Below are 15,497 nucleotides of genomic sequence, written 5' to 3'. Positions count from 1 at the left end.
TTGGAGGCGGGGAAGGTCTGCCGCGTGGAGCGTTACGAGGCCACAACTGACACAGGCCAAAGCGCGGACTGACGTCACGTCTCGAGTGCCCCATCCTCGCCGCGATGGCCGCCACAACCGGATGCTCTGCTGGTCTATGTCGGTACGTATGCCCGTAGCCACACGCGTGCCACCACACGCAGGGCAGGGCGAAGTCGGCGTTGGCGGATTCTCGGCCACGGTGGTATGTCTACCAGCCAGAGACAACGGCTGCCCCATCCGCACATGCCGCGATCTGGGCGTTACGGATCGTGACCACTTGCGTCCGGAGAAACGTCCGGACATGCCGACGACAGGATGCCTCGGTTCCAAATCTGCGCACACCCAGGCCGAGCGGAATTCGACTCAGAGACTGCTACAACTGGCTTTTCGCACGCTCGCGATCGGCGGCTACCCGGACGTCGCGAAAGTCCAGGACGGCCTCCCGAGCGATGCGAATGAGCATCGCAAGATTGCCATGCGCCAGCAGCAGCACGTCGTCGAGGACCTGCGGGGGTATCTCAAGTTCGCGCGGGCCGTAGCAGTCGTGCCACGCCATGTCCGTGAGGTGCAGCAAATCGAGCGCGGCCTCGACCTCCCGGGAAGCGAACAGTGCCTTAGGGCGCGTCTCATTTGGATGGTCGTTGGCCTGGGGCATGATCTGCTCCCGTGGACGAGGCCATGATCCGCACGTGGGCGCCGGATGATCTCTGGGAGATCCGGGCTACAGCGCGGACTGCCCGCCTGCTACCTGTGGGGAGCGGTGAGTCGACTTCATGAGCACCTCGCCGCACATCGTCGATAACGGCGCACGATTTTGGCCGTCGTCCGTGCGTGGTGACCGATCAAGAGCGGTCGCCACGGGTAGTTGGCCTCTGAGTCGAGCGGGCATCCTGAAACTGTCGATGAGCGGATGTCTGATCATGCTGAGCCGGGTTCGGGCCTGCGGCTTCTGCGCGAAGATGTGGTCCGTGACGAGCGTGGGGTATCGGCAACGCCTGGGCGGCCGCCTGCTGGCCTGTCGGGGTCGGCCGGGTCGGGGCTGGCCCGCCGCGGGGGCGCCTCGTAGGAGATGAACTCGAGCAGGCTTCCATCAGGATCGCGAAAGTAGACGCTCGTCCCTGTCCCGCCGGCGCCGAATCGCGGAACAGGTCCTGTTTCCACCTCGACATTGTGTTGTCGCAGGTGTGCCACCGCCTCCTCGATCGGCCCCTCCCAGACGAAGCAGATGTCACTGTTCCCCGGGCGAACGGGGAGACGGGCAACGTTGTCCGCAAGGTCGATACCCGGCCCATGAACGTTCAACTGGTTGGGACCGACTCGGAACGCAACGCGGTCGCCGCCAACGCTGATCACCTCAGCACCGACGACATCACGATAGAAGTCGGTGGAGACCCGCCAATCCGAGACAGCAATGACGGCGTGGTCCAGCCGAGTCACGGGCACCATCTCACGACCTTACTTCGCGAGGTCGCGCCCACGGTCGTCCGGATCTGCCGCCGTCCGTGGGCGTCAGCCGCGCGTGGCCCTCACTGCGGGTGGTCGGCGCTTCGCGACGCTCGGGCGTCCTGAACTGCCGAGATCAGTGCGTCTGCTTTTTTCCGCTCGGCGCATCGAACGGCGCAGTTGCGGGCTCATCGAGGCGCAGGATCGTTTCCTCGATCTCAGTGTTTCGCCCGTTGGCGAAGGACGTCTCCGTGCCTGTGATCGCGAATCCTGCTCTCTGCAGCACCTTCAGCGATCCCACGTTGTCACTCGCGACGCGGGCGAACAAGGGCCGGACGTGAACCGATTCCAGGAGGAGGGCCAGCGCTCGGGAAGCGATGCGCTGTCCCCAGAACGATCTGTCGATCCAGTAGGTAACTTCGGTGTCGCCGTCGATTACGAAGCTGGCGATACTGCCGACGAGCCGTCCATCGAGCGTGATAACGCGGTTTGTGACGTCGGGTGATGTCCTGACCTTCGCCATGTGGGCATCGAAAGCGGTGCGATCATCGGGATCTTTGGTGGTGAAGGCTGCCATCCGGACCGACTCGGGATCCCGCATCTGTTCGAACAGCGCGTCGAGGTCGGAGTCGTTGACCGGTCGCAGCGCCACCTCGGGCTCAGCCACAAGCGCCCCCAAACTTGATCCAGCATCCATCAGTGGGGAACGTACCAACAGCATCCGACAGTCTGTGGAGATCCAACGTCCGCATCTGGCTCCCCTCAATGTCATCAAGCGCCGTGCGAGAAGGGGTGTCCCAGGGTGGGTGCCGGCGGGTCCGGTCAGACCGGGCTATCGGGTCGGATACCTGGAATTCAGTAGCGTGCAGGTCACGGGACCGAACACGTACGTGAGCGCGTCGGCGACTGCCGGGTGTTGAGCCGCCAGACTTACCGTGCGCAGCCGATGAGCCGCTCCAACCAGCTCGCCGGTCGCTGCGGGCAACAACGGTGCGCGTTCGATGTCCGACTTGGTCGCATAGTCCTCATGAGTGCGAAGTGAAGACCGAGCGCGAACTGGACGCTGTGGTACCAGAGGTCGCGCACCAGCGCTTTCCGCTCGGTTCGAGCGCCTTGCGGCACCACCAAGCCGCCCTGGCGCTGCCGACCCAGTATTCGTCCAGTCAGCGGCTTTGTCGCAGCAAGCCGTAGAGTCCCTCGTCATCTGGACGGGCCGCGAGGTCGCCGGTAGAGGGGGGTGCTGGGCTGCTGGAGCCGCACCGGCCCGGGACCGCGCCCCTGGAGGGTGTCGTCGGGGTTGAGGAGCAGGCATGCCTTCATCGACAGGCAGCCGCAGCCGATGCAGCCGGTGAGTTCGTGTTCGAGGCTTTCGATGACGCGGCGACGCTCCTCCAGTTGTTTCTTCCAACGCCGGGAGACTCGCTGCCAGTCCTTGTGGGTGGGAGCGCGATCAGCGGGGAGGCCGGCGAAGACCTCGGCGACGTCCGACAGCGGGATATGGAGGCGTTTGGCCACGATGATCAAGGAGATCCGGCGGAGCATGTGCCGGGAGAAGACCCGCTGATTACCGCTGGTGCGTTCGCTAAAGATCAGGCCCTTGCGTTCGTAGAAGTGCAGGGCGGAGGCGGGCACGCCAGTCCGGCGGATGACCTCACCGATCGTGAAATGATCGTCTGGACTGGCATGCACGGCATTACTCCTTGCTTGGTTCCTTCCGGGCGATGGCGGTCAGGTGGTGCGGCGGGACGTCGCGCTGCGGCTGTGAATGAGGACGGCCACGATGATCGATAGGACCAGGCAGAGCAGGCCGACACCGAGCTGGGTCATCTGCCAGGACCAGGTGAAGGCGTCCAGTTCCACGCTTTCGGCTCCGTCTGTGAGGCGTCCGGCGCTGACTGCGGCGGCGCGGGTGGTGTCGCCGAGCCTGGCCGCGAGAAGGCCGACGAGGGAGGCACTGTAGGCGGCGATCACCAGAGCCTCGGCCGCTCCCCGCAGCGTGTTGAGGAAGCCAGCCGCCATGCCGACGGCATCGGCATGGACCAGGGCCATGGCCTGGCCGTCGGTGATGCCGAAGGACACTCCCATACCGACGCCGATCATCACCAGTGGTGCCGCGACGGCCGCCACCGCGTCGTCGGCGTTCAACGTCACTAGCCACAGACTCCCGGCAGCGACCAGCACCAGAGCGACCACGATCAGCAGACGGGCCGGAACAGCTTTGTTCACCAGGGCCACGGCGACCATGGGCATGATCAGTACAGGGGCGGTCAGCAGCAGCATCGCCACCCCAGCGGCCAGAGGAGAAAGCCCGGCCGCCGCCTGCAAGTAGGTGGGCAGGAAGACGAGGACGCCGAGGAACCCGATGGAGGTTGTCAGGGTCGCCAGACTCCAGCCCAGGAAACCGCGATTGGTGACCAGGGCAGGCTCCAGCACCGGAGTGGCACTGCGCCGCTGAACGATGCCGAAGATGACGAGCACGACCAGGCCGGCGATCCCGGTGAACAGAACGACCGGGTGCAACCAGCCGAGCGCGGGCGCCTCCAGGAGCGCGAACATCAGCAGTGCCAATGCCGCGACGAACAGGACGCTACCTGCCCAGTCGATCTGGTCGACACCAGTCGCGCGGGACTCACGGACACGAGTCCCGCCCGAAGCGACCAGCAGGCCGACGACGGCGAAGACCGCGAAGCTCCCCCGCCATCCGGCTGCGCCGATCAGCAGGCCCGACAGGCTGGGACCGATGGCGATCCCGACCCCGGCCATGGTGCCCATCAGGGCGAAGGCGCGATTGCGGGCCACGGCGTCGTAGTTGGAGGCGAGGATGGCACCGCCGGCCGCCATGATCCCGGCGGCGCCAACGCCGGAGACGATGCGGGCGATGTCGGTGACGACGATCGCCGGGCTCAGCACCGCCCCGAGGAATCCGGCCGCGAAGACCAGCGCCGAGACGACGAACACCCGTCGGCGGCCGATCCGGTCGGCGGCCGAACCCGCGATGAGTGTCATGGCTGCGAAGGCCAAGTTGTAACCGGCGACGACCCAGTTCAACGGGGACCCGGAGGTATTGAGATCACGACCGATGCTCCGGAGTGCCACCGCGGTCCCCGAGATGGACATCGCCACCAGGACGACGCCGACCATGACCACCGGAAGCGTCATCAGAGACGGTCGATCCGCCGGGGTCGGATGCGGAGGGGGCTCCGTGGCCGTGCTGTTCGCCATGGCTGCTCGCCTTCCTTGGTCGTAGGGCAGACGGCGAACAGCCCACCAGCTCAACCTCGGTTGAGGTCAAATACGCTGGTTAAGCATGCCGGTACGAGGTCGTCAAGGCGGCCTCATGCAGAACCGCAAGGTGTTGGCCGGCCGGATCCTTCCGGGACGTGGTGTGCGGGACTGGTGGGCACCGCCGGGAGGAGGAGTCAGGGCTGCCGCTGCCTATCGTGTCCCAGCGAGCTGGACCTACGGGTACGGGCAGGCCCAGATGGAGAAGCATGGCTCGGCTGGCTTCGGACGCCGGCTGGAGCTTGTTGGCGACGATCCGCACGTCCTAGTGAGGCACGCCATCGAGATCGCGGTCACTCTCGCCCCAAACAGTCACCGAGATCGCGTAGCTGGGCGTACACCTGCCTGGTGTCCGGACATGCCACACCTCGCGCACTACGGAGGTTACGGGTCGCGGGCGTCAGCGGCCGGGACCGCCAATCAGCGGTACGGTTCGGCAGTGCCTGCCAGCATCCGACGACCGTTGATCTTTGTCGACATCGACGGCGTGCTCATCCCGCTCCGCGCCCGCCCAGGCGGAGCCAATCATGGCTGGGGCAGCAGCGCGGGAGGCGGCCCCGACCGTGACGGCAATCCGCTGCTGGATCGTCTCGACCCCGTCGACGGCCGCCGGCTGCTCGCCCTGCCAGGCGAACTGGTCTGGGCCAGCACCTGGATGGCCGAAGCGAACGAAGTCGTGGCTCCCCGGATCGGCCTCCCCGCTCTGCCCGTTGTCGACTGGCCCGACGCTGACGAGGAACACCACGCGGCGTGCACTGGAAGACCGCACCCCTGACCCGATGCGCGGCAGGAGGCCCGTTCGTCTGGCTCGACGATCAGCTGGCGAACACGTGTCGCACATCAGTCGACGGAGGACACTGTGATCCGACAGGCTGATGTGCGACGCAGCTCTGCCAGGTGATGTGCGACGGGTGGTCTAGGCGACTGAGGTAGCGATCGACAGTCGGCGCCCACCGGGGCTGCCGGCCGGTCAGGGGCCGGTACTCGTGGGGGTCGGCAGCGGGGTGTAGGCCGGGCAGGCCGGCAGCGTTTCGATCCGCGTGGTGGCGCTCGGCCGACCCAAGTCCAGGAAGGTGATCTGGTCACATCGGCCGACGGACCCGGGCCACGGGCTGTACGCCTCGTAGCCGTACACGATCACAGGCCGGCGTCAATGCGTTCACAGCGTCAAGAGCTACGGCGCCGGGAGCAGTCGATATCCGCTCACTGCCACGGTGATCGCGCGGTCGTGCCGAGAACAGGCCGTCGGATTGTTGTCGCCACAGCAACGCTTGGTAGAAGCAGGTCAATGCGCGGGTGCCGTCCGGGGCGTCGCCCGACGGTGATCGCGTGGGCGCCGCAGGTCAGTCGTGGCGGTGGCGCACGATGTAGTCGATGTAGCGGATCGTGTCTTCGCGGTCGTCCTCGCTGATCGAGTCCCACAGGTCCGCCAGCCAGTAGAGCGAGCCCGACAGCATCCAGGCCCAGCCGCGCACCCAGGTCGCCTCGTCGAACCCGAGCGCCTCCCGGTAGGCGGCCCGCGCGCGGGCATCGAACAGGCTCCAGCCCGGCCGCACCTCGACCGCCGGGTCGCCGCGGCCGAGACCGCCGAAGTCGATCACCCCGGTGAGTCTGCCCCGGTCGACCAGCAGGTTGCCTGCCAGGAGATCACCGTGCAGCCATACCGGCGGTCCGGGCCACTCGTCCGCCGCCATCGCCTCGTCCCACGCCTCGGTCACCGTCCGCCCGTCGATCCGGTCGCCCAGGGCCGTGATCGACCGGCGGGTCAGCTCGTCCCGCTGCACCAGAGGTACGCCGCGCTGTATCCCCTCCTTGACCGGCCCGCCCATCGGGTCGATCGCGGTCATCGCGCGCACGAAGCCGGCGAGGTCGACGGCGAGGTCGACGAGGTCCTGCCCGGCTTCCGGATTGCGCCCGTCCAGCCACGGGACGACCGTCCACGGCCACGGATAGTCCCCGCCCGGCTGGCCGACCGCGACCGGCACCGGCACGGGCACCGGCAGATGCGGCGCCAGCCGCGGCAGCCAGGTCGCGTCGGTCGCCACCTGGTCGACTGCCCACTGCGCCCGCGGCAGCCGTGCTGTCAGGGAATCACCCAGCCGGAACAGGGCGTTGTCGGTGCCGTTCAACGGCTGCGGAACGATCGGCAGGTCCGACCATTCGGGGAACTGCTCGTCGATCAGGGCGCGTACCTGCTCGACAGCGACGACGATCTCTCCAGGGCGCATCGGCGCGACCGTAGAACCCGCTCGATCATCCAGTCAATCGAATTCGGACCACGCCGAACCGTGCGCCGGATCGACCGCTTGTACCGCGGCCGCGGCCTCGGCGGCGAACCCGCCCCCGGCTGGGCCCCGCCGTCGCTGGTGGGCGTCGAGGTCGGCGGGCAGCCGCATTGCCACTACCACTCGGTCAAGGCATGGGAAGCCGGCGCCGCCCTCCTGGCCCGGGCGGGCGCGTCCGTGTCCCGGCTGGCCGCCCGTCCATCCTGTCGCCGGGACGCCGCAACTTGCGTCCGGCGAGTACGTTGACGGCCAGCGATTCCGTTGACGAGTTGCCCAAGGCGAGTGCTGAAGAGGGTGGTGCCGGTGACGGCGACGCTCGTCCCTCCGCCGGTGACCGATGTGCGGCCTACCGGGTCGGTCGGTCTGCGGGGCTGGATCGTCGGTGGCCTCCGGGACACGCCGCGCCGGCTGGCCGCCGTGCTGACCGGCCTGGTCGCCTTGGGGTTCGTCGTTGGGTTGGTGGGGTTCGCCGGGGTGCGGCAGCGGGTCGACCTGATCGACGGCGTGACGTCTCGCAGCGGCGCGCTGGTAGTGGCCGCGCAGGACCTCTACCGGGCCCTGTCCGACGCGGATGCCACAGCGGCGAGCGCCTTCCTGTCCGGCGGTGTCGAGCCGGTGGCGCAGCGGGACCGCTACCAGAGCGATGTGGCCGCGGCGGCGGCGGCGTTGTCGGTGATCGCGGCCGGGCGGTCTGGAGATGGCGCCAGGGATGGCGCCGTCGGGGTGATCGCCGCCGAACTCCCGGTGTACACCGGGCTGATCGAGACGGCGCGTGCCTACAATCGGCAGGGGCTGCCAGTCGGCGCGGCGTATCTGCGGGAGGCGTCGGGGCTGATGCGGCAGCGGATGCTGCCGGCCGCCCAGCAGCTCTACCGGTCGGTCACCGCGGAGCTGGACCGGGCGCGTGGCGGCGGCGCCGGGTTCCCCTGGATCGCCGTGCTGCTCGGGCTGGTGGCCATAGGCGGTCTGGTGCGGACGCAGATGTGGCTGACCAGGCGGACCAACCGGGTGTTAAACATCGGTCTGGTGGGGGCGACCGCGGCCGCGGTGGTGCTGGTTGGCTGGCTCGGCGTGTCGGCGGTCGTCATCGGTGCCCGGCTGGACGCCAGCGACCGGGACGGCTCGGCGCAGGTGGACCGGCTCGTCCAGGCCCGGGTCGCGGCGTTGCAGGCCCGGGCCGACGAATCGCTGACCCTGGTCGCCCGCGGCGCTGGCGGCGACTTCGACAAGGATTACACCGCGGTGATGGCCCGGCTGATCGGTCCGGACGGCGACGGCGGACTGCTGCGCGACGTCGCCGAGCGGGCCGCCGACGAACCGACGCGGGCAGCGGCCGACAGGGCCGCGGGACAGGCCCGGGACTGGCTCGCCGCACACCAGAAGCTGCGGCAGCTCGACGACGGTGGCCGTTACACCGAGGCGGTGACCGCCGCGGTGGGCAGCGATCCCGGCGCGACGGCAAGCATCTTCAACGAGTTGGACGGCATGCTCGCCAGCGCCATCACCCGCAACAGCGACCGGTTCGAGGCCGACGCCCGGTCTGCCCGTCGCGGGCTTTCCGGAATGGACGTCGGGGTTGTGGTCCTGGCCGGACTGATGGTGATCGGCGCTGCGGCGGGCATCCAGCGACGAATCGCGGAGTACCGATGAACGTCTCTCGACTGATGTCCGCGGCCGTGGCGCTGACGGTGACCCTCGGCTTGGCCGGCTGCGGCGGTGGCGGTGGACGCCTGCCGGCCGGCGCGTCCGCCGTCACGCCGGTCCGCCCGGTCGGGGTGCAGGACCCGGCGGACATCCCGGACGGGGCCAACGCCGGCCCCGCCTCCTGCGATCCGCGGGCCAGTCTCCGCCCAGCGGCCACCCAGCCCCGCCCCGGCCAGATGCCGGCCGGCTCGACCATGGCTCGGATTCTCCAGCGGGGCCGGCTGATCGTCGGCGTCGACCAGAACAGCTACCGGTTCGGGTTCCGCGACCCGCTCACCGCAGAGCTGACCGGCTTCGACGTGGACGTGGCCCGCGAGGTGGCCCGGGCCATCTTCGGCGATCCATCCAAGATCCAGTTCAGGGCAACGAACTCGGCGTCGCGGATCCCGTCCCTGCAGGACGGGACCGTCGACATCGTCGTACAGACCATGACCATGAACTGCGAACGGTGGCAGAAGGTCAACTTCTCCACCGAATACTTCACCGCCGGCCAGCGGATCCTGGTGCGCCGAGGGTCGCCCGTGCGTAGCATCGCCGACCTGGGTGGCCAGAAGGTCTGCTCGGCGATCGGCAGCACGTCCATCCGCAATGTCGCTGCCGCACCGGCCAAGCCACTGCCCGTCGGAGTGCCGGACTGGACCGACTGTTTGGTGATGCTCCAGCAGAACCAGGTCGCCGCCGTCTCCACCGACGACAGCATTCTGGCCGGGCTGGCCGCGCAGGACCCCAACACCGTCGTGGTTGGGCCACGGTTCAGCGACGAGCCGTACGGGATCGGCATCAACCGGGACGCCACCGACCTGGTCAGATTCGTCAACGGGGTCCTGGCCCAGTTGCGGGCGGACGGCACCTGGACCCGGCTCTACACCCGGTGGCTCGCCGCGCTTGGCCCGGCTCCACAACCGCCGACGGCCCGATACCGGGACTGACCGGCATGACCGCACCGGTTCCGCTGAGCCGTGACGAGGTCGACGTGGCCATCGTCGCGCTGGGCGCAGCCCACGACCGGATCTCCGCGGCCATGTACGCCCTGGACAATCACCCGGGCCTTGCGACGGCCCGGCTGCCCGGCCTGACCGGACGGACCGAGCGGTACGCCGCCGACCTGGCCGCCCAGCTTGACGCGCTCTGGTCCCGGTTCACCGCACTCGGGGCGCTCCTGGACCAGCTCCGGACCCTGCGGGGGCAACAATCCCGGCCCGGTGACGAGGAGTTGGCCAAGCTCACCTGGTTGCTGCGTGCCCCGGTGGTCCCGGTCGGCGCGGACGGAATGGTTCTCGACGATGCGCCGCCGGGGGCCGTCCGGCTGCCGCTGATGGAGCTCGCCCGTCAGCTGGAAACCGGCAGCACCGACGCCATCGACCGGTTGTCCGTCCTGGATGAGGCCGCCTCGGTGCTGGCCGTCCGGTTCGGGCCGCCCAGCGAGGCGTTGACCCGGCTGCGGGCGGCCGTCGACGCGCTCGGGCCGGACGGGGTGCCCACCGCCGCCGTGGATCGGCTCGGCGAGCGGCTCGCGGACGCGTATCGGGAGGCGTCCGGCGATCCGCTGGCGGTGGCGCCGGGCGGTGGCCCCGCCGCCGCCGCGCTGGATACCCGGCTGCGTGAGCTGGCCGCCGAGACCGCGACGGTGGCCGGCGAGGTCGACGCGTTGGTCGGTCTGCGCGACGGCTATCCGCGACGGGCGGAGCGGCTGCGCGCCACGATTGTTGAGGTCGAGGCCGGCGAGGAGGCGGCGGCGCGGGCCTGCGCTGTCACCGAGGAGAAGATCGCCAACACCGGGCTGCCCGCAGTTCCGGATGCCACCCCCGCGCTTCGGGCCCAGCTGGCGCAGCTCGACCAACTTCACCGGGAGCGGCGGTGGAGCCGACTGGCCGATGAGCTGGCGGCGGCGGAGCGGGCCGCGGCGGCGGCGGTCGAGCGGGCCGCCGGGCTGCGGGATGCCGCGGACGGTCTTCTGGAGCGGCGCGCCGAGCTGCGCGGCCGCCTCGCCGCCTACCGGGCCAAGGCGGCCCGGCTCGGCTTCGCCGAGCACACCGAGCTGTCCCGCCGGCACCGTGCCGCCGAGGACCTTCTCTACTCCAGCCCGTGCGATCTGCCCGCGGCGACCCGGGCCCTGTCCGCGTATCAGCGGTATCTCAACGACCTCAGCGAGCGGGGGACGACATGAGCCAGCGGTGCGTACGACCCGACTGCACCGGCAGCTACGGGCCGGAGGGCTACTGCGACGAGTGCGGGCGCAAGGCCCCGGCCGGGGTCCTGCCGACGCAGCCGACCCCCGATGCCGGGCCGGGCGCGGCACCGGTGCCACTCGCCTCCGTCGCCTCGACCCAGGTGAGCACGCGCGGCGGTTCGGTGCGCACCGGTTCACGGGGCTCCAGCCGCAGCCGTGGGACCACCCGCGGTGGCCTCGGCGCCGGTCTGATCGAACTGCCCCGCGTCCCGCTGCGCGACCCGGCCAGCGCGGTGATGGCCGAGCCGACGGTGGCCGAATCCCGCCGGTACTGCGTCGCGTGCGACAAGCCGGTCGGCCGGGGACGAGACGGCGCCCCGGGCCGCGCCGAAGGCTTCTGCCCCCACTGCGGCACCCCGTTCTCCTTCCTGCCGCGCCTCGGCCGTGGCGACGTGGTCGACGACCGGTACGAGGTGCTCGGCGCGCTCGCCTACGGCGGGCTGGGGTGGATCTATCTGGCTCGGGACAAGAACGTCAGCGACACCGTCAGCGACCGCTGGGTGGTCCTCAAGGGGCTGATCAACACCAGTGACCCGGACGCGATGGCCGCCGCGGTGACCGAGCGGCGCTATCTGGTGGAGATCGACCATCCGAGCATCGTCAAGATCCACGATTTCGTGCAGCATCCCGACCCGAAGACCGGCGTGCCGGTCGGCTACATCGTCATGGAGTACGTCGGCGGCCAGTCGCTGCGGGACATGCTGGTCAGCCGCCGAGCGGCCACCGGCGAGCGCGCACTGCCGCTGCCCGAGGTGATCGCCTACGGCGTCGAGATCCTACCCGCCCTGGGCTATCTGCATGACCGCAACCTGCTGTTCTGCGACTTCAAGCCGGACAACGTCATCCACGCCGAGGAACAGCTCAAACTGATCGACCTCGGTGCGGTCCGGCACGTCGACGACGAGGTGAGCGCGGTCTACGGCACACCCGGCTACCAGGCGCCGGAGGTCGCCGAGGTGGGGCCGTCGGTGACGGCCGACCTCTACACCGTCGGCCGGACCCTCGCGGTGCGAGCTTCGACTTCCGCGGCTTCGCCAGCACCTACGCCGACCGGCTGCCGGACCGCTCAGAGGTGCCCTTGCTGGGCCGCGAGGAGTCCTACGACCGGCTCCTGCGCCGGGCCACCCACCTCGATCCAGACCGGCGCTTCCAGTCGGCGACCGAAATGAGCGAACAGCTCCTCGGAGTGCTGCGGGAGACGCTGTCGGCCGCCGACGGCGTGCCCCGGCCGGCGGTGTCCCGGCAGTTCACCCCGGAACGGCGGGCGTTCGGCACCGGTGCTGGCGAGGTGGGCGTGACCGCCATCGCCCGGCGGCTCGACCCGGCGGAGGTCGCCGCGGCGTTGCCGCTGCCGCAGGTGGACATCCTCGACCCGGGCACCGGCTTCCTCACCACGCTGACGGCGACCGCCCCAGGTGAGCTGATCGCGCAGTTGCGCAACGCCCCGATGCGCAGCGTCGAGGTGGCGCTGCGCATCGTGCGGGCCCGGATCGACGGCGGCGACCTGGCCGGCGCCGCCGCAGACCTCGACCGGCTCTACGCCGACGACCCGTTCGACTGGCGGATCGACTGGTACCGCGGCCTCGCCGCCCTGGCCGCCAACCGGCCCGGAGACGCCCGGGTGGCCTTCGACGCCGTCTACGACCAACTGCCCGGCGAGCCGGCCGCCCGGCTGGCGCTGGCCGCCGCAGTGGAGAGCACCGGGGACCCAGAACTCGCCGAGCGGCTGTACGACCGGGTCTGGCGGTGCGACCACGGCTTCATCAGCGCCGCCTTCGCGCTGGCCCGGCTCCAGCTTGTCAAGGGCGGCCGAGTCCCCGCGTTGCGCGTCCTCGACCAGGTGCCGGAGAACTCCAGCCACCACATCGCCGCCCAAGTGGCCGCGGTCCGGGCCAACCTCCCGGCCGAGGGGTTTCCCGCCGGCGCCGGCGAACTGCTGGCCGCCTCCGACCGGCTGCAGCGGCTCGGGTTGGACGTCGAGCGGCAGGCTCGGTTGACAGTGGAAATGCTCGAGGCGGCCGTCGCCTGGGTCACCGCCGGGCATACCCTGCCGCCGGACGCCCGGGTCCTCGGACACGGACCGCACGAAAAGGGGCTGAGGCTCGGCCTCGAACGCGCCTACCGCACCCTGGCGCAGCTCGCCGCCGACCCGCCCACCCGTATCGCACTGGTCGACCGAGCCAACGCCGTCCGGCCGAGGACACTGACATGACGGCCCCGTCTTGCCCCGAACACGGCCCGGCCGGCGATCCGGCAGACCGCTTCTGTGAGGTATGCGGGCGCAACCTGCGCACCCGCGAAGAGGCGACGGCTACCGCAGCCCCGCTGCCAGCCCCGAGATCCGGCACAGCCCCGGTCGCACCATGGTTGTCCTCCCGGGCGACCGAGGGCAACTGCGGCGTGTGCGGCGCCCAGGTGCCAGGCGGCGGATACTGCGACTCGTGCGGCCGCCGACGCCCGCTCGGCCGCGACCACGCCGAGCTCGACCTCGGCGACCTTGCGGCAGTGACGGACCGGGCCCGCCGACCACGCAACGAGGACGCGGTGGCGATCGGACGAGTCGCCGGCGCCACCGTCGCAGTGGTCTGCGACGGCATCTCCACCTCGACCCGCGCCGACACCGCCGCCACCGCCGCAGTGGAAGCGGCCATCGTAGAGCTGCTGGACGCCCTGCACGGCGGCGCGGACCCGGCCGAGGCCGGCCGACGAGGCGCCCGGGCAGCGGCCGCCGCGGCCCGGGGCGCCGCCGCACCCGAGGATCGCGACACCCCGCCCAGCTGCACGTACGTCTCCGCGATCGTCACCAGGGACGCGGTGACGGTGAGCTGGATCGGCGACAGCCGGGCCTACTGGCTCGGGCCGAACGAGGCGCTGTTGACCCTCGACGACTCGTTGCGGGCCCGCGTGGCCGCCGGCCGGCCGGTGCCAGCGGCGCTGGCCGAGGAGGATCCCCGGTCCCCGGCCCTGATCCGCTGGCTCGGTGTGGACGGCGACGACGAGGACGCCCAGGTCATCACCCTGCGCCCGACCGGTCCCGGCCAGGTCGTGGTCTGCTCCGACGGCCTGCACCACTATCTGCCGGGCGCGAACGACCTGGCCGCGGCGGTGTCCGGCCTCCCGCCGACACCCCTGGCAGTGGCGCAAGGCCTGACCAGGCTGGCACTGGAGGGCGGCGGCCACGACAACGTGACGGTCGCCATACTGCCGTTTCCGGTAACCGAGACAGGAGGAACACCGGCATGAGCGGGCAACCCGAGTTCGTCGCCGAGGTCGACCAGAACGAATACCTACCGATGGGACGACGGATCGTCGACGCGATCGTCACCGTCACGGCCTCCGGCGCGAACCTGCGGGGCACCGCCGGACCGGTCACCGCGGCGCAAGTGATCATGATCGACACCTCCGGTTCGATGACCGCGCCCCCCTCGAAGATCCAGCAGGCGAAGCGGGCCACCGCGGTCGCCATCGACACCCTCCGCGACGGCGTGCCCTTCGCGGTCGTCGCCGGCTCGGCGCAAGCCTGGATGGTCTACCCACCGCAGCCGGGGATGGTGCCCGCCTCCCCACAAACCCGGGCGCAGGCCAAGTCGGCGGTGGCCGGGCTGCGAGCCGAAGGCGGAACCGCCATCGGCGCCTGGCTCAACCTCGCCAATCACCTGTTCGCCGGCCAGCCGGCCGAAGTGAAGCACGCCATCCTGCTCACAGACGGGCAGAACCAGCACGAGCGGCCGGAGGACCTGCAGCGGGTGCTGGACGCCTGCGAGGGCCGGTTCATCTGCGACAGCCGAGGCGTCGGCGCCGACTGGGTCGCCGACGAGCTGCGGAAAGTAGCGTCCACCCTGCTCGGCACCGCAGACGGGTTGGAGGATCCGGCCGACCTGCCGGCGGCGTTCCAGGCGATGACCGCGTCCGCGATGGGCAAATCGGTCGCTGACGTGTCGCTGCGGGTGTGGAGTCCGACGGGCGCCAGGATCCGCTTCGTCAAACAGGTCTTCCCGCAGGTCGAGGACCTCACTGGCCGGCGCACCGAGGTCAGCGCCCGCATCGGCGACTATCCGACCGGCGCCTGGGGCGCCGAGAGCCGGGACTATCACATCTCGGTCGAACTGGAGCCACAACCGGTGGGGGAGGAGCTGCTCGCCGCCCGGGTCAGCCTGGTCAGCGCCGCTCAGGTGCTCACCGAGCGACTCGTGCTGGCCCGGTGGACTGACGACGAGGAGCTTTCCACCCGGATCAACCGGCAGGTGGCGCACTACACCGGCCAGGCCGAGCTGGCCGCCGCGATTCAGGACGGGCTGAAAGCCCGGGACGCCGGCGACGTAGAAACCGCCACCGCAAAGCTCGGCCGGGCGGTCCAGTTGGCCACCGAGTCCGGCCACGTCGACACCGCCAAGCTGCTGGCCCGGGTGGTGGACGTGGTCGACGCGCCGACCGGCACGGTCCGACTCAAGAAGCAGGTGGCCGGAGTGGACGCCGAGCTGACCAACGTGCGGTCGGTGAAGACCATCCGGGTGAAGAAGACCCAGGCCTGA

Annotated in this window: 14 protein-coding genes; 8 read left to right on the top strand and 6 right to left on the bottom strand. The window is 70.3% G+C overall.

Annotation, left to right across the window (positions count from 1 at the left end):
- Positions 1–394: 394 nt before the first annotated feature.
- The 5 genes from ACGF4F_RS31455 to ACGF4F_RS31435 all read right to left on the bottom strand — a co-directional run bounded on the left by ACGF4F_RS31455 (position 395) and on the right by ACGF4F_RS31435 (position 4,686).
- Entirely contained in the window at positions 395–676 is a 282-nt protein-coding gene (locus ACGF4F_RS31455; protein ID WP_393083087.1) for a hypothetical protein, read from the bottom strand.
- A gap of 263 nt (positions 677–939) precedes the next feature.
- Complete coding sequence (locus ACGF4F_RS31450) at positions 940–1,467, bottom strand: VOC family protein (protein ID WP_393083084.1); 528 nt, start codon at positions 1,465–1,467, stop codon at positions 940–942.
- Between the two features lie 133 nt (positions 1,468–1,600).
- Positions 1,601–2,131 carry a GNAT family N-acetyltransferase gene (locus tag ACGF4F_RS31445; protein ID WP_393083081.1) on the bottom strand — a complete coding sequence of 177 codons (531 nt, stop codon included), beginning with the start codon at positions 2,129–2,131 and terminating at the stop codon, positions 1,601–1,603.
- A gap of 533 nt (positions 2,132–2,664) precedes the next feature.
- Positions 2,665–3,153 carry a redox-sensitive transcriptional activator SoxR gene (gene soxR / locus ACGF4F_RS31440; protein ID WP_357444107.1) on the bottom strand — a complete coding sequence of 163 codons (489 nt, stop codon included), beginning with the start codon at positions 3,151–3,153 and terminating at the stop codon, positions 2,665–2,667.
- A 39-nt stretch (positions 3,154–3,192) separates the two neighbouring features.
- A complete protein-coding gene (locus ACGF4F_RS31435) occupies positions 3,193–4,686 on the bottom strand; it encodes an MFS transporter (RefSeq protein WP_393083077.1) in 1,494 nt (497 codons plus the stop codon).
- Positions 4,687–5,185: 499 nt separating this feature from the next.
- Here ACGF4F_RS31435 and ACGF4F_RS31430 point away from each other — a divergent pair, with 499 nt between their 5' ends.
- Complete coding sequence (locus ACGF4F_RS31430; RefSeq protein ID WP_393083074.1) at positions 5,186–5,521, top strand: hypothetical protein; 336 nt, start codon at positions 5,186–5,188, stop codon at positions 5,519–5,521.
- Positions 5,522–6,089: 568 nt separating this feature from the next.
- Here ACGF4F_RS31430 and ACGF4F_RS31425 read toward each other — a convergent pair.
- Positions 6,090–6,974, bottom strand: coding sequence for an aminoglycoside phosphotransferase family protein (locus ACGF4F_RS31425; protein ID WP_393083071.1), 885 nt, complete (start codon positions 6,972–6,974; stop codon positions 6,090–6,092).
- Between the two features lie 360 nt (positions 6,975–7,334).
- Between ACGF4F_RS31425 and ACGF4F_RS31420 the strand changes: the two genes are divergently transcribed.
- From ACGF4F_RS31420 to ACGF4F_RS31390, 7 genes are read left to right on the top strand one after another with little or no spacing between them, the layout of a single operon-like run.
- Positions 7,335–8,681, top strand: a complete 1,347-nt coding sequence (locus ACGF4F_RS31420) for a hypothetical protein (RefSeq protein ID WP_393083068.1) — start codon at positions 7,335–7,337, stop codon at positions 8,679–8,681.
- On the top strand, positions 8,678–9,664 hold the full coding sequence (locus tag ACGF4F_RS31415) for a glutamate ABC transporter substrate-binding protein (RefSeq protein WP_393083065.1): 987 nt from the start codon (positions 8,678–8,680) through the stop codon (positions 9,662–9,664). Before ACGF4F_RS31420 ends, ACGF4F_RS31415 begins: the two co-directional genes overlap by 4 nt.
- A 5-nt stretch (positions 9,665–9,669) precedes the next feature.
- Positions 9,670–10,902 (top strand): hypothetical protein, encoded by a 1,233-nt coding sequence (locus ACGF4F_RS31410; RefSeq protein WP_393083062.1) that lies wholly within the window; start codon positions 9,670–9,672, stop codon positions 10,900–10,902.
- Positions 10,899–12,134 carry a serine/threonine protein kinase gene (locus tag ACGF4F_RS31405; protein ID WP_393083059.1) on the top strand — a complete coding sequence of 412 codons (1,236 nt, stop codon included), beginning with the start codon at positions 10,899–10,901 and terminating at the stop codon, positions 12,132–12,134. The genes ACGF4F_RS31410 and ACGF4F_RS31405 overlap by 4 nt, the downstream gene beginning before the upstream one ends.
- Complete coding sequence (locus ACGF4F_RS31400; protein WP_393083056.1) at positions 12,131–13,177, top strand: tetratricopeptide repeat protein; 1,047 nt, start codon at positions 12,131–12,133, stop codon at positions 13,175–13,177. Before ACGF4F_RS31405 ends, ACGF4F_RS31400 begins: the two co-directional genes overlap by 4 nt.
- Complete coding sequence (locus ACGF4F_RS31395) at positions 13,174–14,208, top strand: PP2C family protein-serine/threonine phosphatase (protein WP_393083053.1); 1,035 nt, start codon at positions 13,174–13,176, stop codon at positions 14,206–14,208. The genes ACGF4F_RS31400 and ACGF4F_RS31395 overlap by 4 nt, the downstream gene beginning before the upstream one ends.
- Positions 14,205–15,497, top strand: a complete 1,293-nt coding sequence (locus ACGF4F_RS31390; protein ID WP_393083050.1) for a VWA domain-containing protein — start codon at positions 14,205–14,207, stop codon at positions 15,495–15,497. The genes ACGF4F_RS31395 and ACGF4F_RS31390 overlap by 4 nt, the downstream gene beginning before the upstream one ends.

The sequence above is a fragment of the Micromonospora sp. NPDC047740 genome (assembly GCF_043204735.1).
Lineage (GTDB): Bacteria > Actinomycetota > Actinomycetes > Mycobacteriales > Micromonosporaceae > Micromonospora.
Note: the sequence above shows the minus strand (reverse complement) of the source record. Positions and strands in the feature narration are given on the sequence as shown.